We start from the raw sequence: 21,818 nt of genomic DNA on the forward strand, positions 1-21,818 counted from the left end.
GGTCCAGGGGCCACAAGTGCCAGCGCTTCGGTGCCCTGGGCTCCTGGACCCCCGCTTTCGCGGGGGAGGCAGGTTTGTGCAGAGGGTTAACTGAGCGTCCATGAGCCACAGCCCGGACGACGTCAGAGAGTGCTTCAGTTCGAACCTGACAAACCCTTACCATCGCTTCCCACACCGACCCAAGCGCCACCACCCAAACAGCACCAGCCAAGAGGCGTTCCATGCGTCATACCTTCTTCTGCATCGATGGCCATACGGCCGGCAATCCCGTCCGGCTGGTGGCGGGCGGGGCGCCGTTGCTGCGGGGCCAGTCCATGGCGGAGCGGCGGCAGGACTTCCTGGCCCGCTTCGACTGGATCCGCACGGGCCTGTGCTATGAACCGCGCGGCCATGACATGATGTCGGGCGGGTTCCTGTACCCGCCGACGCAGGACGATACCGATATCGGCATCCTGTTCATCGAAACCAGCGGCTGCCTGCCCATGTGCGGGCATGGCACCATCGGCATGATCACTTTCGGCCTGGAAAACGGCCTGATCCTGCCGCGCACGCCGGGCAAGCTGCGGGTGGAGGTGCCGGCCGGCATCATCGATATCGACTATGGCCAGGAAGGCAAGCGCGTCACCTGGGTGCGCATCCGCAACGTCCCGGCCTATGTCGCCGTGACGGGGGTGGAGATCGAGGTACCAGGCTTCGGGCCGCTGACCGTCGATGTCTCCTATGGCGGCAATTACTACGCCATTGTGGAGCCACAGGGGCCCTATACAGGTCTGGATGATCTGGGCGCCAGCCGCATCGTGGAACTGTCGCGCACCATCCGCAGCCTGATGCAGGAAAAGGTGGAGCCCGTGCATCCGCTGGATGACCGTATCCGCGGCGTCTCCCACGTCCTGTGGGCGGATCAGCCGCGCGGCGACGGGGCCGATGGCCGCAATGCCGTGTTCTATGGCGAACGCGCCATCGACCGCAGCCCCTGTGGCACCGGCACATCGGCCCGGCTGGCGCTTCTGGTGCACAAGGGCAAGCTGAAGGTCGGCGACAGTTTCGTGCATGAAAGCTATATCGGCAGCCGCTTCATCGGCAAGGTGGAGGCGCTGACCGATCTGGGGGGCAAGCCGGCCATCATCCCCTCCATCCAGGGCAGCGCCATCGCCACGGGCCACAACACCATCTGGATCGACCAGGACGACAATTTCTGGAAGGGCTTCACGGTGGTGTGACGGGGGCTGTCTGGACCGTCGCTGGCCCTCACCCTCCCATCCACTGACGCGGGCGGGAGGGTGAGGGTAATAATGCAGCCCTCAGGCGCCGCTTGCCGCCATCCGGCAGCTTGGCTTCACGCGACCATGGGGGCGCGGGCGCCCAATGCGCCAACCAAGTTACGATGAGTTTCACTCACCACAGCTTGGCATAACACCGCCCTGCCCCGGAGCCTATTTCTGTGCCGCGATCAGGGTCAGTTCCTCACTGATCATCTCCGCCGTGCCCTTCAGATCGTCCAGGTAACGGTCAAGGGCGGCTTCCACCTTCATGGCCGAGGCGAAAAAGATCATGGTCATGGCCGCCTTGAAATGGTCGCCCAGGAAGATGGGCACGGCCACCGACGCGGTCTTGCCGGGTGTCAGATTGTGGTGGTTGCGGCCCTGCACGGCATAGCCCTGGGTGCGGATGCGCTCCACATTCAGGCCGGCGCGCGCGGCTTTCAGATATTCAGGGTCCACCTCCTGCGCCACCTTCATCCAGCGCAGCAGCGTCTCCCGCTCCTCGTCCGGGGTATAGGCCATGGACAGCTTGCCGGACGCGCTGTCCAGCACGGGCAGGGTGAAGCCCGGATAATAGCGTTCGAAGGTCAGGGCCGTGTTGGCATGGGTGCTGTCGCGCAGCATCATGTTGCGGCCCACGCGCACGGCGATGGAGATGGGCCAGCCGATGCGGCGGGTCAACGACACGATATGCGGCCGCGCCACCTCCACCAGCCGGTCATCATCCTGAAAACCATAGGCCAGCGACTGCACCATGGCGGTGGGGCGATAGCGCTTGCGGTCCGGCTCCTGCTCCACCAGCCCTTCATAGACCAGGGTCTGCACCAGCCGGCAGGCGGTGGGGTACGGCACCTCCGCCGCCCGGGCGATTTCCATCATGGTCAGGGAGCCCTGACGGTTGATGGCCTTCAACGCCGCGATGGCCCGGCTGATCGCCCGGATCGGTACCCCTTTTTCCATTCGCCCTTCCCCCTGCCGAATGTTGCAGGAAGATGGTGCCAATGTTACCGGTCATTGGTCGCAGAAAGCCTGCGCGGCTGTCCAACAGGCGGATAGATGGGGCATTTTCCCATCAGCCGCCCGGGACCCCGGCCATCAGCGGGCCAGGACGCGCGCCGCGTCCTTGGTCGTGGACACCGCGTTGGTGACCCGGCCGATGCTGTCATTGATGGCGTTCAGGTTGCGCGTCACCGTCTCCACCGCACTGGCGGTCGTCTGCATGTTGGAAGACATGTCGCGAGTGACCGCGCTCTGCTCCTCCACGGCGGCGGCCGTGGCCGAGACATATTCGCGTACATTGGTCACGGCGGAGCGGATCTCCTGCAACGCGGTCACCATGTCGCCGGACAGGGACTGGATGCCGGCAATCTCCTCCGAGATTTTCTGGGTGGCGTTGGCCGACTGGTTGGCCAGGTTCTTCACCTCCGTCGCCACCACGGCAAAGCCGCGCCCGGCCTCTCCCGCCCGCGCCGCCTCGATGGTGGCGTTCAGCGCCAGCAGGTTGATCTGTCCGGCGATGGCGCGGATGACATCAACCACGCCTTCCATCGACCGGGCGACATCATCCAGGCGGCGGGCGGCCTGGTCGGCCCGGCTGGCCACCTCCACGGCACCATCGGTGGCACCGCGTGACTGCACCATGCTCTGGGAGATTTCACTGATCGAGGCGGCCAGCTCTTCCGCGCTGGACGCCATCATCTGCACCGCGGCCGATGTCTGGTTGGCGGCCGTGCTGGCACTGGTGGTCTCCCGCGTCGAATGGTCGACGGCATGGTCGATCTCACCGAAATTGCGGTCGATCAGGTCTTTCAGATTGGCCAGCATCTCCATCTGGGTCGTGATGTCGGTGGCAAACTTGACCACCTTCAGCGGCTTGCCGCTGGGGTCCAGGATGGGGTTGTAGGAGGCTTCGATCCAGACGACTTTGCCCCCCTTGCCGATGCGCTTGAACTGCCGGGCCTGATATTCGCCGTTCCGCAGGGCCTTCCAGAAGGCGGCATAGTCCGACCCGCCGCGCTCCGCATGCTCTACGAACATGCTGTGATGCTGGCCCTTGATCTCGTCCAGCCGGTAGCCGAGCGTCTTCAGGAAATTGTCATTGGCCCAGACGATCTGGCCATCCAGCGTGAATTCGATGACGGCCTGCGACTTGCGGATGGCCTCCAGCTGGCCCAGCATGTTGGCATGCTCCAGCGCCTTGGCGGTGATGTCCGTGGCATATTTCACCACCTTGGTCACCTTGCCGTCCTTGTCCAGGATGGGGTTGTAGGAGGCCTCGATCCAGACGACCTTGCCATCTCTGCCGATGCGCTTGAACTGCCGGGCCTGGTATTCGCCGCGGCGCAGGGCCTGCCAGAAGGCGGCATAGTCGGGGCTGTTGCGTTCGGCCGGCTCCACGAACATGCTGTGATTCTTACCGCGCACTTCCGCCAGCGAATAGCCCATGACCTTCAGGAAATTCTCGTTGGCATCCAGGATCGTCCCGTCCGGACTGAACGCGATCACCGCCTGGGATCGATCCAAGGCCGCAAGGATCTGGCCAGCATCATCGCGTGCCTTGAAGAAATTCAGCATTTACGCCCCCCATGCGACTGTATGATCATTGTCAATCCACCCATTGACAATCGTTTGTACAATACCGAGACCCCGATAATGAAGATAGTCCGATCGGTATATTCTTGGGTATAGCCTATTCGGACGATATGGCAGGGTTCTGCCGCACCTGCACTTGATCAATCCCGGAGCCCACCAAAATAAGCACCAATGCATTCGAACTTATATTGGGATAAATCAACGGGTTACAAATGTGCATTACTGTACAGTGTGGAACAAAAAGGCCGCCCCAAGGGGACGGCCTTCTGCAATGCGGCGTGGGCGGGTAAACGGTTCTACTTCGCCCACTTCTTCTCAAACGCCCAGACATCCTCGAACCCGATCAAGGAGCAGAATTCCTTGAAATTAAACAGGGGCACGTTGGGCGACAGGCTGGTGCCCGTTTCCTTCAAATGAACAAGGGCCGTTTCCATGGCCGCCGCCGCCGCCAGGCTGGTCATGGCCGGGAAGATGGACAGGGCATAGCCCAGGCCCTGCAAGGTCTTGGCATCGCGGATGGGGGTCAGGCCGCCATCGGCCATGTTGGCCATCATCGGCCGGTCGACCGACGCGGTGACGATACGCGCTTCCTCGTCGCTGGTCAGCGCCTCGGGGAACAGGATGTCGGCGCCGGCTTCGGCATAAAGCTTCATGCGGTGCAGCACGCCTTCCAGCCCTTCGCTCTGGCGGGCGTCGGTGCGGGCGATGATCAGGAAATTCTCATCATTGCGGGCTTCCACAGCGACGCGGATCTTTTCCGCCATGTCGGCGGCGGGAATGACGCGCTTGCCCGGCGTGTGGCCGCACTTCTTGGGGAATTCCTGATCTTCGATCTGGATGGCGGTGATACCGGCCTGTTCATAGGCGCGCACCGTGTGATGCACATTCAGCAGCCCGCCAAAGCCCGTATCGGCATCGGCGATGACGGCGGCGTTGCTGGTGCGGACCAGGGTCGCCATACGGTCCACCATCTGCGTCACCGAGGCGATGCCGGCATCGGGCAGGCCATAGGCCGACGCGACGGTCCAATAGCCGCTGCCATAGATGATGTCGAAGCCGACCTTGTTGGCGATAACGGCGGCGATCATGTCCTGGATGCCGGGGGCGGAGATGAACTGACGGGCCGCCAGCTTCTGACGCAGGATGGGGTTGGCCATGGATAGTGCCTTCGGGTTGGTCTGATGGGTTTGAATTGGTGTGAAGGGGCCACCCCCCGTCACGCCTGCGCTGTGCCGGCGTCCGCCTATCGGACAAGCCAGGGGAAGCGCTGGCTTCGCTCGGTTTCGAACCGGGTGATGTCGGTCCCGCGCGTGTTCAGGATGGTCATCACCTCGTCCCAGCCATTCAGCAGCGCATCGCGCCTGGCCGGGTCGATGGCGATGGCGACGGTGGACCCGTCGGGCCGGATGATGTGCCGGGCCTCCAGATCGACATGCAGCAGGGCGCCGGCCTCGGCATCGGCCAGAAGGGCGGCATGCGTGGCTTCGTCCACCGTCACGGGCAACATGCCGTTGCGGTAGCAGTTGCCGCGGAAGATGTCGCCGAAGCTGGGGGCGATGATGCAGCGGATGCCCTGGTCCAGCAGCGCCCAGGGCGCCTGCTCGCGGCTCGACCCGCAGCCGAAATTATGCCCGGCAACCAGGATGCCGGCCTGCCGCCAGGGATCGCGGTTCAGCACGAATTCCGCCACCTCCCGCCCCTGCCCGTCGAACCGCCGGTCATGGAAGGCGTAACGGCCCAGCCCCTTCTTCTCCGTAATGGTCAGGAAGCGGGCGGGATAGATGATGTCCGTGTCGATATCCGCCTCGTTGAAGGGGGCGGCGATGGCGGACAGGCGGATGAACGGGTCCATGATCGTATCCTTGTTGTTCTTTCGGGCACCGAGGTGGGGCTCCCTATTCACAATCTGTCGTCATCCCGGCGCAAGCCGGGACCCAGGGGCCACAGGGTCACCATCGACGCAACGTGGACCGACGCAGCTTGAAGGTCGAGCTTTGGGCCCCTGGGTCCCGGCTTTCGCCGGGATGACGGTAAAGAAGGTTAAGAATAAAGAGAGCGGCGCTTACAAAAAATCCCGCGGATCGGCAATGTGCCCGGCAACGGCCGATGCCGCCGCCATGGCCGGGCCCATCAGGTGGGTGCGGGCACCCTGGCCCTGGCGGCCTTCGAAATTGCGGTTGGATGTGCTGGCACAGCGCGCCCCCGGCGGCAGCCGGTCATCATTCATGGCCACGCACAGCGAACAGCCGGGATCGCGCCATTCAAAGCCGGCTTGGCGGAAAATCGCGTCCAGCCCCTCGGCTTCCGCCTGCTTCTTCACGGCATGCGATCCGGGCACGGCCAGGGCCTGGGTCACGCCGGCGGCCAGCTTGCGGCCCGTCAGCACGCGGGCGGCGATGCGCAGATCCTCGATCCGGCCATTGGTGCAGGACCCGATGAAGACATGGCTGACGGGGACGTCGGTCAGGGCCATGCCCGGTTCCAGCCCCATATAGGCCAGGGCCTTGGCCGTCTTGGCCGCCTGTTCGCCGTCAAGGCCCGCCGGGTCGGGCACGCGGCCGGTGATATCGGCCACCTGATCGGGGCTGGTGCCCCAACTGACCTGGGGGACCAGGGCGGTGGCGTCGATCTCCACCTCCCGGTCAAAGATCGCCCCTTCATCACTGGGCAGGGTGCGCCAATAGGCGACGGCCGCATCCCAGTCCGCGCCCTGCGGGGCCAGCGGCCTTCCCTTCAGCCAGGCAAAGGTCACCTCGTCGGGGCTGACCAGGCCCGTGCGACTGCCGGCCTCGATGCTCATGTTACACAGCGTCATGCGCCCTTCCATGGACAGGGCGCGGATGGCGGGGCCGGCATATTCAATGGCATGGCCGATGGCGCCATTGCTGCCCAGCCGGCCCACCACGGCCAGGATGATATCCTTGGCCCCCACACCCGGCGGCAGATCGCCGCGCACCGTGACGCGCAGGGTCTTGGCGCGCGGCATCCGCAGGGTCTGGGTGGCCAGCACGCTTTCGCATTCGCCCGACCCGATGCCGAAGGCCAGCGCGCCAAAGGCGCCATGCGTGGCCGTGTGGCTGTCGCCGCAGACCAGTGTCAGGCCCGGCAGGGTGAAACCCTGTTCCGGCCCCGTCACATGCACGATGCCCTGGCGCGGATCACCCAGGCCCAGCATGTCGATGCCGAATTCCCGCGCGTTGCGTTCCAGCAGTTCCACCTGGGCGCGGGCCTGCGGATCGGCGATGGGCCGGTCACGGTGACGGGTGGGCACGGAATGGTCGGCCACGGCCAGATGAGCGCCTGGATTGCGCACGCGCAGCCCCTTTTCCCGCAGACCCGCGAAGGCCTGGGGGCTGCTGACCTCGTGCAGCATCTGCCGGTCGATATAAAGCAGGCTGACGCCATTGCCTTCATCCGCCACGACATGGCTGGACCAGAGTTTCTCATACAGCGTCGACGCCATCGCCCGTCCCCACCCCCGGAAAGTTCCTTGCCATGCCATAATGTATTATAGTTATATCATTATACGCAATCAGCCGACCCCCGGTGACCGCCTTGCGGACAGGGGCCGGGTTCGGGCACGCCGCCTTTCCGGTTACGGGTCTAGGCTGCGGCCCCGGTATCGATCCTAGCATCAGAATGGGGAACAGGAATGCCGGACGGGTCATCGGGTATCGCGGGTACGGTCACCGGATTGAAGGCGGCGCTGGCCGCCATTGTGGGGGCCGACGCCGTCCATGACGACGCGGAGACGCTGCGCCTTTTCGGCTGCGACATCTGGAGCGAGAGCAAGGAGCCCGTGGCCCTGGTCGTGGCGCCGGACAATCTGGACCAGCTGTCGCAGACCGTGGCCCTGCTGCACCGGGCCGGGGCCGCCATCGCACCCCGCGGGGCGGGCATGAGCTATACCAGTGGCTTCATTCCGGCCGTGGGTGGCACGGTTTCGCTGGACATGCGTCGCATGAACCGGGTCATCGACCTGCGCCCTGACGACATGGTGGTGACGGTGGAAGCCGGCTGCACCTGGATCGCGCTGAACGAGGCGCTGGCCAGGCACGGGCTGCGCACCCCCTTCTTCGGCCCCATGTCGGGCCTGACCTCCACCATCGGCGGCGGCGTGTCACAGCTGAACGCCATGCTGGGCGCCGGCCATTACGGCACCAGCAGCGAAAGCGTGGTGGCCATGACCGTGGTGCTGGGCGATGGGCAGGTGCTGCGCACCGGGGCCCGCGGGGCCGATGGCGACAGCCCCTTCTACCGGCATTTCGGGCCCGACCTGACGGGCATTTTCTGCGGTGATTGCGGTGCCTTCGGCGTGAAGGCCCAGATCACCCTGCGCCTGATCCAGATCCCCAAGGCTGAAGACTACGCCTCCTTCGAATTCCCCACGGGTCCGGACATGCTGCGCGCCATGGCCGCCATGGCGCGGGCCGGTGTCGGCGCGGAAATGTGCGCCTTTGACCCCGGCCTGACCAAGGTGCGCATGCAGCGCGCATCGATGACCGGCGACGTGAAGGCGCTGGGGGCGGTGATCACACGGCAGAAATCGCTGCTGCGCGGGCTGTGGGAGGCGTTCCGGGTGGCCAAGGCCGGCCGCAGCTTCGTCAGTCTGGACAGCTATCCGCTGCATATCAATGCCGAAGGACGGTCGGCTGAAGCCGTGGCCCAGGACATGGCCACCGCCCGGCGCATCGCGGCGGAGAATAACGGGGTGGAAGTGGCGAACACCATCGCCAAGGTCATCCGCGCCCTGCCCTTCCCGCCGCTGAACAGCGCCCTGGGCCCGGCGGGCCAGCGCTGGATCCCCATCCATGGCCAGATATCCCTGTCCAAGGCGCCTGCCCTGTTCGAGGCTTTGCAGGCCGTGTTCGCCAGCATGGAAGCCGAATTCACCAAGCACGGCATCATGACGGGCTATCTGTTCACGTCCATGTCGACCAACGCCCTGATCCTGGAACCGGTGATCTACTGGCCGGAAAAGCGCCTGGCGTCGCATTATGCCGCGCTGGAGCCCGAACATATGGCCCGCCTGCCCGATCTTCCGGACAATCCGGAAGCGACGGCCGTGGTGACGGCGGCGCGCAAGCGCCTGATCGCCACCTTCCGCAGCTTCGGCTGCGGTCATTTCCAGGCCGGCCGTTCCTACCCCTATCGCGACAGCCGGGATGGGGCCAGCCGCATGCTGCTGGACGCCATCAAGGATGCGGTCGATCCGGGCCGCGTGCTTAACCCCGGCGTGCTGGGCTTTGAGATCAAGGGAAAGAACTGACAGCATGACCGGCACTTACCAGGCGCTGCGCCTGACGCGCTTCGCCGACAGTTTCCGCAATGGCATCGATACGGTGACGGAGCCCCTGCGCGATCCCGGCCCCGGCGAGATCCGCGTGCGCAACCATTTCTGTGGCGTCAACGGCATCTTCGACACCCAGATCGCCCGCAACGCTGTCGATTACATCCGCATCCCGCTGCCCACCTATACGGGCGTGGAAGCGGTGGGCGTGGTGGAAGCCGTGGGTGAGGACGTGAGCGGGTTTGTGGTCGGTGATGCCGCCGCCACCAACCGTTTCACCGGTGGCTACCGGGAAGCCAATATCGGCCCCGCCGGCCAGTTCATCAAAGTGCCGGCCGCCAGCCGGGATTATCTGGCCCTGGCCTCGACCGGTGTGTCGGCCTTCCTGGCCCTGGAACATGTCGGCGGCATCCGCGATGGGGAGACGGTGGCCATTTCCGCTGCCGCCGGGGGCTTGGGCCATTTCCTGGTACAGCTGGCCAAGCGGCGGGGCGCGCATGTCGTCGCCGTCTGCGGCGGTGGGGCGAAGGTTGATTTCGTCCGATCCCTGGGGGCGGACCGCGTCATCGACTATCGGTCGGAAGACGTGGCGACGGTGCTGGCGGCCGAATACCGCAACAAGCTGAACCTGGCCGTCGACACCGTCAGCGGCGGCATCTTCGACGCCTTCCTGGACAATCTGGCGCCCCTGGGCCGTGTCGTCGTGGCGGGAGCGGCCGGCGATCTGGATGGCAAGCCAGAGATCGTCACGGCGCCGCGCGTGGGCAACAAGCTCTATTACAAGGGCGCGTCGGTGCGCGGATTCATGAATGGTTTGCTGACCGACCTGTGGCCAGCGGCACGGGAAACCCTGTTCGGTCTGTATGACCAGGGCAAGATCGCCGTCACGTTCGACGATGTGCCCTTCAAGGGTCTGGCCCAGATCCCCGACGCGGTGGAGCGTCTGCTGTCCGGCCGCTCGATGGGCAAGGTCGTCGTCGATCTGCGTGATTGAACAGCAAAGCGAAGGATCACCCAACCATGAGCAACAATCTGGCCGATCTGCGCCGCGACATGCCGCTGCTGGCCCGCAATGAAGGTGTCTGGGAGGGCTGGTATCGCTATTACGACGCCGCCACCGGCAAGCTGACGGACCAGCACCGGTCCCGCCTGATCTGCCGGTTCAAGGAGGATGGCCCCTACCCCTATCACCAGAGCAATCATTATTTCTGGGAAGACGGGCGGACGGAGCTGCGCGACTTCCCGGCCTCTTACGCCGATGGGCGCATCTGGTGGGACAATGACCTGATCACCGGCTGGGCCGCGGCCATGAAGCCGGATGATTTCAACCGCTCCACCTGCCTGAACTGGACCCGCAAGGGCGAGCCGGACCTTTATCTTTACGAGATGATCCAGATGTCCGACTGCGGCCAGTTCCGCTCGCGCACCTGGCACTGGTTCAAGGCCGGCCGCTGCTTCCAGCGCACGCTGATCGACGAGGTGTTCGTGACGCGCGACTGGCAGAATTTCAGCGAAGCCGGCGCCCCCAACAACTGACCCGCAGGAAACGGCCATGGCGTTCGAGTTCTCCGTTCCCGTCCTGGTGGCGGGTGGTGGGGCCGCGGGTGCCGTGGCCGCGCTGGCCGCCCGTGCCGCCGGCGCGGACGTGCTGCTGATCGAAGCAGACGCCACGCCACACGGCACCACGTCGATGTCCCAGGGCCTGCTCTGTGCCGCCGGGACCAGGGCCCAGGCCGCGCAAGGGGTGGAGGACAGCGCCGACCTGCTCTATGCCGATATCCTGGCCAAGACGCGCGGCCAGACCGACCCGGTTCTGGCCCGCGCCGTGGCCGACCATGCCGGCCCGACGCTGGACTGGCTGGTGGAGGCGCAGGGCCTGCCTTATACGCTGGATCTGCGCTTCAAGGCATCCTTCGGCCATTCCCGCCTGCGCGTCCATGGCTGGCCGGGACATAGCGGGGGCGATACGCTGCTGTTCCTGCACCAGCGGCTGGGGGAAACCGGCGTCGATGTGATCTATGAGGCGCGGCTGGTCGAACTGGTATCCGACGCGGATGGCCGCGTGGCTGGCGTCATCATCGAACGCCCGGATGGCAGCCGGGAGGGTATCGGCTGCGACACCCTGATCCTGGCCACGGGCGGTTTCGCCGCCAATCCGGAGATGGTAGCCCGGTACATTCCCGAGGCCGCCCAGGCCTATAGCCACAGCCATGAACGCAGCGACGGGACGGGCATCCGGTTGGGGGCGGCCCTGGGCGGCGATCTGGCCGACATGGGGTCGTATCAGGGCTATGGCATGCTGACCGACCCGCAAGGCGTGACCCTGCCGCCCGGCTTCATCCTGGAAGGCGGGTTCCTGGTCAACCGCGACGGGGACCGGTTCGTGGACGAGACGGTCGATATTTCCGGCATTGTGCATCCCGTCCTGGCCCAGCCGGACGGACGCGCCTGGGTGATCTTCGATGCGCGGATCGAGGGGGCCTGCGCCCATATTCCCGAAGCCATGCAGCTTTTTGACCTGAACGCTGCTCGTCAGGCGCCCGACATCGCGGCCCTGGCCGCCGCGATCAGGGCCGATCCGGTGCGGTTGGCCGCCAGTCTGGACGATGCCAGGGAAGCGCACCGCGAAGGCCGGGCCGACAGCACGGGCCGGCATTGGCCCGACGCGCCGCCCGCCGCCCCCTTCCGCGCCTTCCGGCTGAAAGGCGCGCTGTACCATACGCAAGGCGGGTTGCGCACCGATGCCGACGGCCATGTGCTGCGCGCCGATGGGACCAAGCTGCCCAACCTGTTCGCCTGCGGCGGGGCTGCGCGCTGTGTGTCCGGCCCGTCCTGCTGGGGCTATCTGCCGGCCATGGGCATCGCCGCGTCGATGACGCTGGGAAGGCTGGCCGGCATGGCGGCGGCGCGGATGGTTGTGGCCCCGTGACCAGACGGACTTAGCACGAAGACACATTCCGGGGCATGATCGGCCGAACGCCCGGCCATGGCCCCCAGCCCCCAAGAAAGAGGAATCCCCCCGATGCGTATCACCGCCGCCATCCTGGACCAGATCGGCCAGCCCGGCCCCTATGCCGAAACCAGGCCGCTGCGCCTGGCAGAGGTGGAGCTGGCGCCGCCGCGCGCGGGTGAGCTGCTGGTCCGCATCGATGCCGCCGGCCTGTGCCATTCCGACCTGTCGGTGATCAATGGCGACCGCCCCCGCCCCACCCCCATGGCGCTGGGGCATGAGGCGACGGGCACGGTGCTGGAAACGGGCGATCCCGACAGCGACTTCAAGCCGGGCGACAAGGTGGTGCTGGCCTTCTTGCCCGCCTGCGGCCAGTGCCCGTCCTGCGGGGCCGGTGAGGGTTATCTGTGCCAGCCCGGCGCTACGGCCAATGGCGAGGGGCGGCTGCTGCGCGGCGGTCACCGGCTGGCGGAAACCAATGGGGAGAAGATTTATCACCATCTGGGCGTCTCGGCCTTTGCCACCCATGCCGTCATCGACCAGCGCTCCGCCGTGAAGATCCCATCCGACATCGCGCCCGAAATCGCGGCCCTGTTCGGCTGCGCCGTCCTGACGGGCGTGGGCGCCGTCATGAACACGGCGCAGGTGCGGCCGGGCGAAAGCCTGGTGGTCTATGGGCTGGGCGGGGTCGGCCTGTCGGCGCTGCTGGGCGGGGTGGCGGCCGGGGCCAACCCGATCATCGCTGTCGATCCCGTGGCGGAAAAGCGGGCGCTGGCCCTGGAACTGGGTGCCGCGGCGGCCGTGGCCCCGGCCGATGCGCCGGCCGCCATCGCTGACCTGACAGGCGGGCGCGGCGCCGATGTCGCCATCGAAACCGCCGGCAAGGCCGTGGTCCTGGCCGCCGCCTATAAGGCCACGCGCCGCGGCGGCCGCACCGTCACCGTGGGCCTGCCCAACCCGTCGGAACTGCTGTCCTTCCCGGCCGTGTCGCTGGTGGCGGAAGGCAAGATTCTGCAGGGCTCCTACATGGGTTCCTCCATCCCGTCGCGTGACATCCCGCGCTATATCGCCCTGTGGCGGGCGGGACGGCTGCCCGTGCATCGGCTGTTGAGCGGCACCGCACCTTTGTCGGAGATCAACCGGCTGATGGACGAGCTGGCCGCCGGCCGCGTGATCCGACAGGTCGTCCTGCCCTGACAGCCTGCCCCCCCTCAGTCCTGCCATCCTGTCAGCGCCCTTTCCGATTCCGATCGGAAAGGGCGTTTTGCATGGATGTCTTTGACGATCGAGCCGGACGTGGGGGAAATCTATAGATGAGAATCCCGCCACGACTCCACCAATGAAAGACATTCGGTTGCATATATTATTATGCAACCGAATACTACAATATAGATTTCCGGGCCAATTCAATAAATCACAGATAATATTGCGCAAGACGGATAATTACGCTAATTACGATCGGTCATTTCCCATCGGAAGAGATCGACATGTTCGACATTGGTACGGCGACCCTGGAAATTTTCACCCCCCATGTCGGGACAGTGTTCAACCTGGAACATCCGGAGCAGAGTGAGAATTTCACGCTGGTCGAAGCGAAAGCGCTGAAATCTTACGATCACCCGAACAAGAAGCGGGACCCGTTTTCCCTGTTCTTCCAGGGCAGTCGCACCGACCTTCAGTTCAACCAGCAGATCCTGCCTTTGCAGCATCCGGCCCTGGGGCTGGTTGAAATCTTCATCGTGCCCATCGCGCGCAACGACAATGGCACGTTTCAGTATCAGGCTGTGTTCAACTGATTGAAAAAGCAGGGAAGCGCTGCAGCGCTTCCCTGCTCACCAACCGGATCAGGTTGCTTCCCATTCCAGAAGCCAATAAGGCCCGGTCTGGCTGATGTCGCGGAAACCCATGCGGTTATAAAGCCGCTTGGCCGGGTTTTCCTGTTCGACATGGATGCTGACCTTCTTGCCCTCCGACCGCGCCTCCGACTGGACAGCAGCCAGGAAAGCCTGGCCTATGCCCTGGCCCCGGACCTCGGGCAGCAGGGCAATATCCACCACCCGCAGGTCGGTGGCATGACCACGATCCAGCAGCAGCCGGCCGATCGGCCGGCCCTGCTGTTCGATGATCATGAAGTCGGAGCGGGTGTAATAGGTGGTGTAATGGCGGTGCTGCTTGCTGTACTGGTCCTCCAGAAAGGCCAGGCGCATGGCGTCGTCCCATTGTTCGACCCGCTGTACTTCCTGCCAGCGGATCGACACGTAAAGACGCGTCAGGAACCCGTAATCCTCCTGCGTCTGCGGCCGCAGCGTCACCCCCAGTGACATAAGCGCGGCCGGCACGGCGAAAGGTCGCCGTGCCGGCAGATCGGACAAGCCGTTAATCATCAGTCGGCCTTGATTGGATATTCGCCATACATGCAGATGCAGAAATTCATCGCCAGGTAAGGCTGCCGGTTTTCATGCGCCCCGCTGCTGCCGAACGACCCGACCATCTGGGGCGCCATTATGGTGTCATAGGTGTCGGTGTTGGTGAAATCGTTCTGCTTGAGCGTGCGTCCCAGCCGCGATCCGGAGGCAAGGTTATTGTCCAACTGCGCCGCGCTTGGAATAGCCGCATTCAGCGTATGCTGATGGCTTGGCATCTGGCTGTAAGTCAACGTCACGGTCGTGGCACCGAACGTCTTGCCGAACGCGCGGTAGGTCAAACCTGTCCCCTGCCCCGACTGGCACACCGCACTGCCCATCAGGTTGGGCAACTTGAACGTCGTTTGACCGTCGCCCCCAAACTGAGTCCCCAGAACGGTGTAAAGCACCTGGTACTGCAAAATACCCAAGGTCTGGCCATTGCACTGCGCCCAGTTCTGCGGCGCAAAGCTGAAGCCGAAAATCCGGATCTCTCCATAAAAGGCGTCCATTCTCGGATCTCCCTTAGTTCGGCCGCGTGGGGTAATTCCCCAGGATAGCCATGATGAAGCTGATCGCGGTTGTGATCATCACGTTGGCGTGCGCCTGGTTGCCGCCCGCAGCACTGACTGCCTTCACATCGAAGGCCACGCCGACAAGCGTGGTGGACGGAACTATTGTGTAAAGCCCCGTGATGCCGGCCGTTGTATTCGGCTCTACCGTGCCATACAGCGTCGACGGGCCCGGCACGATCGCCGTCGCCGGGCTGTTGCAGGCATAAACGGCATGCATATGCGCCGGCATCTCCGCGTCGGTCAGTGTGTGGTATTCCTCACCACCGGACTGGCCAATCACCCGAGAGGTCAAAGGCGGATTGGTCGTGGTGTTGGTACCCTGACCCACGGGAACACGCCCCTTGAAGTCCGGCACCTTGAAAGTGGTGACCCCGTCGCCGCCATAGGTTGTGCCAATCAGCGAAAACAGAGCCTGATACTGATTGACATTCAAAGACTGGCCGTCGCAGAAAATCCAGTTCTCTGGATTATAACTGCCGGCGAACATGCGTATTTCGCCAAGGAAACAATCAGACATTCTACGATCCTCCTGTTCTTTGTTTCCTGGCGGTCATTGCCGCGGCGGGAAAATACCTAACGTGGCGATGCAGAAATTTGTAACGACGAAGGGCTGCATATTGTTATGCGCCCCATTGGCACCTGAGGTCGAAAAAGTGTCGGCGCTCAGTTGCACAGTCGGGCCCGCTGTCGCGGTGCTGTAGATGTTCACCGTCGCCCCGCCGGTGCCGATGCCAACCTTGGCCGGCAGGCTGCTTTTCGCATTGCCGGCATTTCCCGCCGTCTGGCCCAAGGCATTTACGGAATGCACATGCGGGGGGAAGTTCGTCGCCGTCAGCGTCACGCCTTCCACACCACCGGAATTGCCATAGTTATAGGCAATCCCATCGGGCCCGATCCCCACATGGATCGGTGTCCGCCCCTGCAGATTGGGCAGATTGAAGGTCGTGGTGCCGTTACCGCCGAAGGTCTGCCCCAGCAACGCATACAACCCCGCATTCTGCTGAACCTGCATCAACGCGCCGTTGCACAGCGCCCAGCCTTGCGGCGCCCAGGACCACGGAAAAATACGAATCTCACCCAAAAAGGGATCCATGCTTGCCTCCCAGGATTGTCCCAAACCCAATGTGCGCAGATGGCCGAGTTGGATTTTAGGTTGTGCTTCTGGAATTATCAACACATCCGATTGCGCAAGTCATATAGAAAATTTTTAGCAATGGTTCGTGATGGTGGCATGACGTCATAGAACTTCCGCACGGCCGCCGGGTCCAGGCGGAATCTCTCCCGTCGCCGGCGTCCGTTCCGCACCACTGGCATCCGCCGCACGGATTGACAGCCCCTGATTGCATGTTAGAATGCGCAATGTTTCTCAGATATTTTTCAGCAGGTTTGCGATGAACGCCCCCGCCAATAACGAAGAACTGGCACGTCCGACCGGGGAAGGCAGGGCCTTGCGCACTTGGTCTGCGCCTGTGCTGACGGTCGGATCGGTCGGTGAGGTGACGCGCAGCGGCGATACCTCGACCAACAATGACGGTTCGTCCACCTATGCCCCGACATCATGATGATGCCTTGGCGGTTTCGCTGCTGCTCAAGGCCGCAATGGTGGGGCATTTCTACCTTTTAAGGACCTGATGGCGTAAAGACCTGATGACCGATTTCGCCGGGTTGATATGCTGGACCGGCGGTGGGACCTCTTCCCGGGGGGAACTCCAGGGGGAACAAAGTCTCCTTGATGCCTTTCGGCGGCTTCCCGGATATGGTCCGGCGGTTGTCGATCATGCAGGCCGCGCCTTCGTTATCTTCTGCCAGTCGGCGGCCGTGCCGGAAGACGGCCATGAACAGCGGCCTGTTGCGGCTGGTGCTGTCATTTCCTGCTTTGATGGTCGTGTGGATGGGCGGGAAGACCTGGCCCGGCGCCTGGACCTGTCGTCAGGATCGGCCCCCGACATGGAAATCGCCCTGGCAGCGTTCCAACGTTGGGGAGCCGACGCCCCGTGCCAGTTGCTGGGGGAGTTTTCCTGGGCGGTCTGGGATGGCGATGCGGGCCGGCTGGTTCTTGCCCGCGATGTGTCGGCGTCACGAAGCCTTTATTACTATCGGGATGGGCGCCAGGTCGCCTTTGCCACCAGCCTGCGGACATTGCTTTGTCTGCCTGGTGTCCAGCCGGAGATTGATGAACAGGGCCTGGCGGAACTGCTCACCCTGATGTCGGGTCGGCAGGGGCGAACCGTTTACCGCAATGTCCGGCATGTGATGCCGGGCACGACTCTGATTATCGGGCCGGACAGCCAGCGACAGGTTGACAATTGGCGACCCGAACCCCGCCCGGTCCCCCGCGATCCGATGGAATGCGCAGAGGCTGCCCGGGCTCTGTTCGATACCGCCTTGCGCGACCGTCTGCGGACCGTCGGAAAAGTGGCGGTTTCTCTCAGCGGCGGACTCGATTCTTCCATCATTGCGGGTGCCGCTGCCAAACAGCGGGGCACGGACACGATCCATGGCCTTGCCCTGGTCCCGCCCCCCAATGTGCCGCTGGTGGTTGCGAAGACCTGGGCGCCGGACGGACGACCGCAATTGCAGGCGCTGGAACGCCACCATGAAAACCTGCGAATCGACTATATCGAGCCGGCCCCGGACCCGATTGATGCCGATCCGACTCCGTTGTTCGTGGCGACGGGACAGGCCGCACTTCTCGCCCCCAATCTGGGCTGGTATCTCGCGGCCTGGCGTGCCGCCGCCGCCGCCGGGGCGCGGACCCTTTTCACGGGCGAGGATGGGGAGATGTCCATCACCCATTACGGTTCTCTGCACAGGGTCGTCCGCCAGGGAGACATCTGGCACGCATTGCGGGAATCCTGGAATCTGTCGCGTCGCAATGGCGGGGGCCTGCGTCGCAACCTTGACACGGCCTTTCTTGACGGCCGTCTGGCGGCGCTTCGCTGGAAGGGCCAGAGACCCGGCAACTGGGGCTTCATCAGTGCGATCCATCCCGATCTGGCCGCGTCGACAGGGATCCGGGACAGTCTGATCGCAGAAAAGGTGCCTGGCGGCTATCGGCACAGGCGGCCGGGCTATGCCGAAGCGTTCAGCATCTATCTGCGCCGACGCGGCGGAACGGTGAGCAACATCGACGCCTTGCGGTCGCTGACGGGCCTCACCCAGACCTGTCCGTTTGCGGACCGGCGGGTGCTGGAATTCTGCTTTTCCCTGCCGGAATCCATGTTCGTCCGCGACGGGCAATTCCGTTGGCTGGCCCGCACGGCATTCCGCGATGTGCTGCCCGCCGCGATACGCGATAACGCGACAAAGGCCGCACAAAACCCGGAATGGTTCCATAATCTTTGTCTGCGGCGCCCCCAGCTCTATGAACAACTGGACCGTATCGAAGAATCGGCCCTGGCCAGCCAGGCATTGGATATCCCGCGGCTGCGGGCGCTGCTGGACCGCTGGCCGGCCACGGCCGAAGCGGCGGGAGCGGCAGGCCCTGCCTATCGGTCCATTCTGATCCGGGGGATGCATATCGGGTCTTTCCTGCGCTGGATCGACAGATCCAACGGCCCGGCCGCGGCTGATGCATCCCGCTAGAGCGTATTTCCGGTGACCGCAAACACGCTCCAGCTTTCAATTCCTCAAGCGCTTAGCACCTGATACCAGGTTGCGGTGAGTTCCACTCACCGCAACCTGGTTGGCGCGTTGAGCGCCCGCGCGCCCATGCGCGCGTGAGCCAAGCCGCCGGATGGCGGCGCCCGGCGCGTGAGGGCTGCAGGGATCAGGACCGTAGGTTCTGATCCCTGCAAATAGGTATGAGGGGGCATGAAAGGAAAACCGCTCTAAAGATACCCCAGATCCTTCATGACGCCACGGTGCGCGGCTTCGACCATGGCGACCTGTGCGGCCGACAATGTGTCGCGCCAACCCCCGGCCACACCGCGACGGAAGAACCGTATATCCGCCCCCACCTTCTCCCGGAAACCGAAACGCGCCTCCGCATCGCGCAGGACGTCGAAGCGGGTGGCGGCCGCGGCCTTGGCGACATGCTCCATCGATGGCTGCCACCCCAGATGATGCGCCGCGTCTGACAGGGCGGTCACGGGATCGGCCAGCATATCCTCATATCGCAGAAGCAGCCGCCGGATCGGGGCGTCCAGCCAGCTCCGGACATTTCCGCTCCAGGTCAACAGCCTTTGCGGCACCTTGGGCGATCCGTAATTCCCGCCGCGCCCCAGCGTGGCATCCTCATTATTCATGAAGGCAATGGCCTCATCGATCCCGAAGGCGAAATGATGGGCCAGTGAAACCGCCACGTCCCGCGGATCACGCACGATGCAGATGGCACCCGCCGTCAGCTCTGGCGGGAACAGGGGCCTGCCCCCCACCAGCATCCATGCCTCATGCACCTTGCGGACTTGCGGCCTGCCCAGCCACGCCGCTTCCAGCCGGAAAAAATCCGGCATCAGAAGCTGGACTTCAGACGGGGTCAGATCGGCCGTATCGACATCGATGATCTCGTCAATGGCCGCCCGGTCCACCGTGATGGGGGCGAAAAGTTCGGTAGAGGTAAAATCAGGGGGCGCGCCGCCGCGGGCCAGACTGGCGAGCGAAAGCCGCAGCCAGGTGTTCCCGGATTTGGGGTAGGAGGCAAGCCAGTGATAGCAGGTCATCCCGGCAGGCCCCTGCCGGCGGCCGTGTGGCGATCCGCGATCTGCGTGACCATCGCATCAATCTGCGTCATATCCATCAACCGTGACAGGCGGATGCTGGGCACGGCCGCAAGACGCAGGAGGGATGCCATGAAAGCCTCCCGCCGGCCCATGCGGAAGGCAGCCATACGCCGGTATCCGGCTTCCACCAGCGCTTCCACGGCCGCCCCCCCGCGCAACCGCTCCTCCCCCTCATGCCGCCGGTCCTTGGCGGTCCGCAGATGATAGATGGCGCCCAGGGGCAGGGGTGCCTGCCGGAAGCCGTCCTTGATCGGCAGCAGGTACTTCTCAATCTCCGGGCGGATGCGATCCAGTCCCTGAAACGGGATATGCATGCCCTCCAGGGAATCCCGCCACAGCTTGATCCGCGGGAAGGAGGGCAGGACAACAGGGCCCCCGGGGGCGTTCAAATCCAGGACCGTGATGTCATCCGCCAGAACGGGATAGCCGTGACGCAGGAAGGCGGCGGTGAGGGTCGATTTGCCAGCACCGGAATGGCCCGCGAAGGCGATGGCCTTTCCACCGATCTCGATACAACCCGCATGCAGCGGCAGCAGACCCCGCTGATGGCACAGATATCCAAAGACACTGCCCAGCAGGAACAGACGAACAGCCGCAGCACTGGCATCGGGTTCTGGCCGCACGGTGACGCGCCGCCCCGCCTCCACCAGATAGGTGGCTGTGCCGGGGATGGTGTAAAGACAGGTGCCATCCCGCGCCGTCCGCAGGACAGGCCCGTCATGCAGGAGCGCCTCCAGATGATCGGGCACGTCCCCGATCATGATCTCTATATCTGGCGGATGATCCTCGCCGCTCCAGGGCAGCAGTTCCGGCAGCGGCAGCTCGGAGGCGACACGCAGGCCGCACAGAGCATAAGTCATCATGATCATCCAAAGAGGGGCCCCGGAAGGGCGCGGGCGGCATGGCAACGGGGTCAGGGATCGTATTTCACCGTTTCCGGGAAAAGCCGCCGCCCGCCGGTAAGCTGAAGATAGCTGTTGTCACCGATCCTGTAGGCCTGCCGGATCCACATCAACAGACCCTGTGCCCGGGTCAGAAGCGGCTTGGCCGACGGGACAACGGCGATCCGCGAGAGCAGCCCGCGCTCCACCTCGGCCAGCGCCTTGGGAAACTCATACTTGTCGGACGGACCACAATGCATCTCGTACTCGGTGCAGCCCCGCTTGATGGAAAGGGGGGTCCGCTCCAGGCAACCTTTGGCGGCCAGGGCCTCTTCGACCTCACGATAGATCATACGGGCCTGCTCCAGGCCGTTCGCATAGAAATAGGCGCCGTAGACATCCGTCGAATAGGGTGCGTCAATGTCCGGCTGGAACTTGGAAGCATATGGCTTGTCGACGGTGGCATCATGGACGGCGACCAGATCGGTCACCTGTCGCGGACTGACCTTGACCTTGTAGCAATTCTGGCACGACCACGGCACCTGCGCGCGTTCATAGACATGTTCGAACAGGAACAGCAATTTGCGGCACGGATAGGGCCAAACCACCTTGTTATAGATTGTACGGTTGTTCGGGCGCTGGTCCGCCGGCATGACATAGGTGCCGTAGGCCGCAAGGCCCAGCCGACCCGTTGCCGCCGCCCGCTCCAGATTCTCGCCGACGGTGTGGCGACCGACACGATAGGACAGGCAATCGGCGTCCGCGTCCGGGCCAACAACGCTTGCGCAAACCGGAGAGGTGCTGTCGCCGGCGTCCGGATCAGCCAATGTCGATGAGCCCATGCTCTGCCATCCTCAACAAGAGTGCCGACACATCCCGTTCGATAATCTCGCGGTCGGCCGCGTAGCTCTGCGACAGGCCGGCGACCAGCTCGCCGACCGTCATCGGCTCCTCCAGACGCTGCCAGATATCGGTACCGATCGCATCCAGACCGTAATACAGGCCATTTTCCATATCCATCATGACCACCTCGCCCTCCACCTCGGTGGACAGGACCGGCGGCCGCCTCACGATGCGGGCATTCTGCGCAATGGGAGAGGGCAATTTCTCGGTCACTCTTGTCACTCGCTCGGGTCAGATGGCCG

At 64.2% G+C, this 21,818-nt stretch carries 22 protein-coding genes; 9 read left to right on the forward strand and 13 right to left on the reverse strand.

The features are described from left to right. Positions 1–221 precede the first annotated feature (221 nt). A complete protein-coding gene (locus ACODTW_RS11810) occupies positions 222–1,220 on the forward strand; it encodes a 4-hydroxyproline epimerase (protein WP_488946211.1) in 999 nt (332 codons plus the stop codon). Between the two features lie 213 nt (positions 1,221–1,433). Here ACODTW_RS11810 and ACODTW_RS11815 read toward each other — a convergent pair whose 3' ends face one another. The 5 genes from ACODTW_RS11815 to leuC form a co-directional block, all read right to left on the reverse strand. Further along, the gene (locus ACODTW_RS11815) at positions 1,434–2,222 is read right to left on the reverse strand and encodes a helix-turn-helix domain-containing protein (protein ID WP_488946212.1); all 789 of its coding nucleotides are present in this window, start codon (positions 2,220–2,222) and stop codon (positions 1,434–1,436) included. A gap of 135 nt (positions 2,223–2,357) precedes the next feature. After that, entirely contained in the window at positions 2,358–3,836 is a 1,479-nt protein-coding gene (locus tag ACODTW_RS11820) for a methyl-accepting chemotaxis protein (RefSeq protein WP_488946213.1), read from the reverse strand. 314 nt (positions 3,837–4,150) lie between these two features. Further along, positions 4,151–5,011 carry an isocitrate lyase/PEP mutase family protein gene (locus ACODTW_RS11825; RefSeq protein ID WP_488946214.1) on the reverse strand — a complete coding sequence of 287 codons (861 nt, stop codon included), beginning with the start codon at positions 5,009–5,011 and terminating at the stop codon, positions 4,151–4,153. Between the two features lie 86 nt (positions 5,012–5,097). Next, a complete protein-coding gene (leuD, locus tag ACODTW_RS11830; protein WP_488946215.1) occupies positions 5,098–5,706 on the reverse strand; it encodes a 3-isopropylmalate dehydratase small subunit in 609 nt (202 codons plus the stop codon). A 210-nt stretch (positions 5,707–5,916) separates the two neighbouring features. After that, a complete protein-coding gene (leuC, locus tag ACODTW_RS11835) occupies positions 5,917–7,317 on the reverse strand; it encodes a 3-isopropylmalate dehydratase large subunit (RefSeq protein ID WP_488946216.1) in 1,401 nt (466 codons plus the stop codon). Positions 7,318–7,506: 189 nt separating this feature from the next. Between leuC and ACODTW_RS11840 the strand changes: the two genes are divergently transcribed. From ACODTW_RS11840 to ACODTW_RS11865, 6 genes are all read left to right on the forward strand, one after another. After that, positions 7,507–9,123, forward strand: a complete 1,617-nt coding sequence (locus tag ACODTW_RS11840) for an FAD-binding oxidoreductase (protein ID WP_488946217.1) — start codon at positions 7,507–7,509, stop codon at positions 9,121–9,123. A gap of 4 nt (positions 9,124–9,127) precedes the next feature. Next, positions 9,128–10,138, forward strand: coding sequence for a zinc-binding dehydrogenase (locus ACODTW_RS11845; RefSeq protein ID WP_488946218.1), 1,011 nt, complete (start codon positions 9,128–9,130; stop codon positions 10,136–10,138). A 26-nt stretch (positions 10,139–10,164) separates the two neighbouring features. Beyond that, on the forward strand, positions 10,165–10,680 hold the full coding sequence (locus ACODTW_RS11850) for a hypothetical protein (protein ID WP_488946219.1): 516 nt from the start codon (positions 10,165–10,167) through the stop codon (positions 10,678–10,680). Between the two features lie 16 nt (positions 10,681–10,696). Continuing rightward, positions 10,697–12,073, forward strand: a complete 1,377-nt coding sequence (locus ACODTW_RS11855) for an FAD-dependent oxidoreductase (RefSeq protein ID WP_488946220.1) — start codon at positions 10,697–10,699, stop codon at positions 12,071–12,073. A 93-nt stretch (positions 12,074–12,166) separates the two neighbouring features. After that, positions 12,167–13,291 carry a zinc-binding dehydrogenase gene (locus tag ACODTW_RS11860; protein WP_488946221.1) on the forward strand — a complete coding sequence of 375 codons (1,125 nt, stop codon included), beginning with the start codon at positions 12,167–12,169 and terminating at the stop codon, positions 13,289–13,291. A 290-nt stretch (positions 13,292–13,581) separates the two neighbouring features. After that, the gene (locus ACODTW_RS11865; protein ID WP_488946222.1) at positions 13,582–13,890 is read left to right on the forward strand and encodes a DUF6916 family protein; all 309 of its coding nucleotides are present in this window, start codon (positions 13,582–13,584) and stop codon (positions 13,888–13,890) included. A gap of 48 nt (positions 13,891–13,938) precedes the next feature. Here the strand turns inward: ACODTW_RS11865 and ACODTW_RS11870 are convergent, their stop codons facing one another. The 4 genes from ACODTW_RS11870 to ACODTW_RS11885 are packed head-to-tail and all read right to left on the reverse strand — an operon-like array spanning position 13,939 to position 16,164. Then, positions 13,939–14,478, reverse strand: a complete 540-nt coding sequence (locus ACODTW_RS11870; RefSeq protein ID WP_488946223.1) for a GNAT family N-acetyltransferase — start codon at positions 14,476–14,478, stop codon at positions 13,939–13,941. Continuing rightward, positions 14,478–15,008: a phage tail protein gene (locus ACODTW_RS11875; RefSeq protein ID WP_488946224.1), complete on the reverse strand. Its 531-nt coding sequence runs from the start codon at positions 15,006–15,008 to the stop codon at positions 14,478–14,480. Before ACODTW_RS11875 ends, ACODTW_RS11870 begins: the two co-directional genes overlap by 1 nt. A gap of 13 nt (positions 15,009–15,021) precedes the next feature. Further along, complete coding sequence (locus ACODTW_RS11880) at positions 15,022–15,588, reverse strand: phage tail protein (protein ID WP_488946225.1); 567 nt, start codon at positions 15,586–15,588, stop codon at positions 15,022–15,024. A 33-nt stretch (positions 15,589–15,621) separates the two neighbouring features. Then, positions 15,622–16,164, reverse strand: coding sequence for a phage tail protein (locus ACODTW_RS11885; RefSeq protein WP_488946226.1), 543 nt, complete (start codon positions 16,162–16,164; stop codon positions 15,622–15,624). A gap of 298 nt (positions 16,165–16,462) precedes the next feature. Between ACODTW_RS11885 and ACODTW_RS11890 the strand changes: the two genes are divergently transcribed. Next, entirely contained in the window at positions 16,463–16,633 is a 171-nt protein-coding gene (locus tag ACODTW_RS11890; protein ID WP_488946227.1) for a hypothetical protein, read from the forward strand. 256 nt (positions 16,634–16,889) lie between these two features. After that, a complete protein-coding gene (locus ACODTW_RS11895; protein ID WP_488946228.1) occupies positions 16,890–18,656 on the forward strand; it encodes an asparagine synthase-related protein in 1,767 nt (588 codons plus the stop codon). Positions 18,657–18,901: 245 nt separating this feature from the next. On the opposite strand, the gene ACODTW_RS11900 is transcribed toward ACODTW_RS11895, so the two are convergent. From ACODTW_RS11900 to ACODTW_RS11915, 4 genes are read right to left on the reverse strand one after another with little or no spacing between them, the layout of a single operon-like run. Then, entirely contained in the window at positions 18,902–19,732 is an 831-nt protein-coding gene (locus ACODTW_RS11900) for a sulfotransferase domain-containing protein (RefSeq protein ID WP_488946229.1), read from the reverse strand. Further along, on the reverse strand, positions 19,729–20,655 hold the full coding sequence (locus ACODTW_RS11905) for an HPr kinase/phosphorylase (protein WP_488946230.1): 927 nt from the start codon (positions 20,653–20,655) through the stop codon (positions 19,729–19,731). The genes ACODTW_RS11900 and ACODTW_RS11905 overlap by 4 nt, the downstream gene beginning before the upstream one ends. Before the next feature lie 50 nt (positions 20,656–20,705). Beyond that, entirely contained in the window at positions 20,706–21,515 is an 810-nt protein-coding gene (locus tag ACODTW_RS11910; protein WP_488946231.1) for a hypothetical protein, read from the reverse strand. Further along, on the reverse strand, positions 21,493–21,789 hold the full coding sequence (locus tag ACODTW_RS11915; protein ID WP_488946232.1) for a PqqD family protein: 297 nt from the start codon (positions 21,787–21,789) through the stop codon (positions 21,493–21,495). The genes ACODTW_RS11910 and ACODTW_RS11915 overlap by 23 nt, the downstream gene beginning before the upstream one ends. Positions 21,790–21,818: the final 29 nt, after the last annotated feature.

It is taken from the genome of Niveispirillum sp. FG148 (assembly GCF_057809655.1).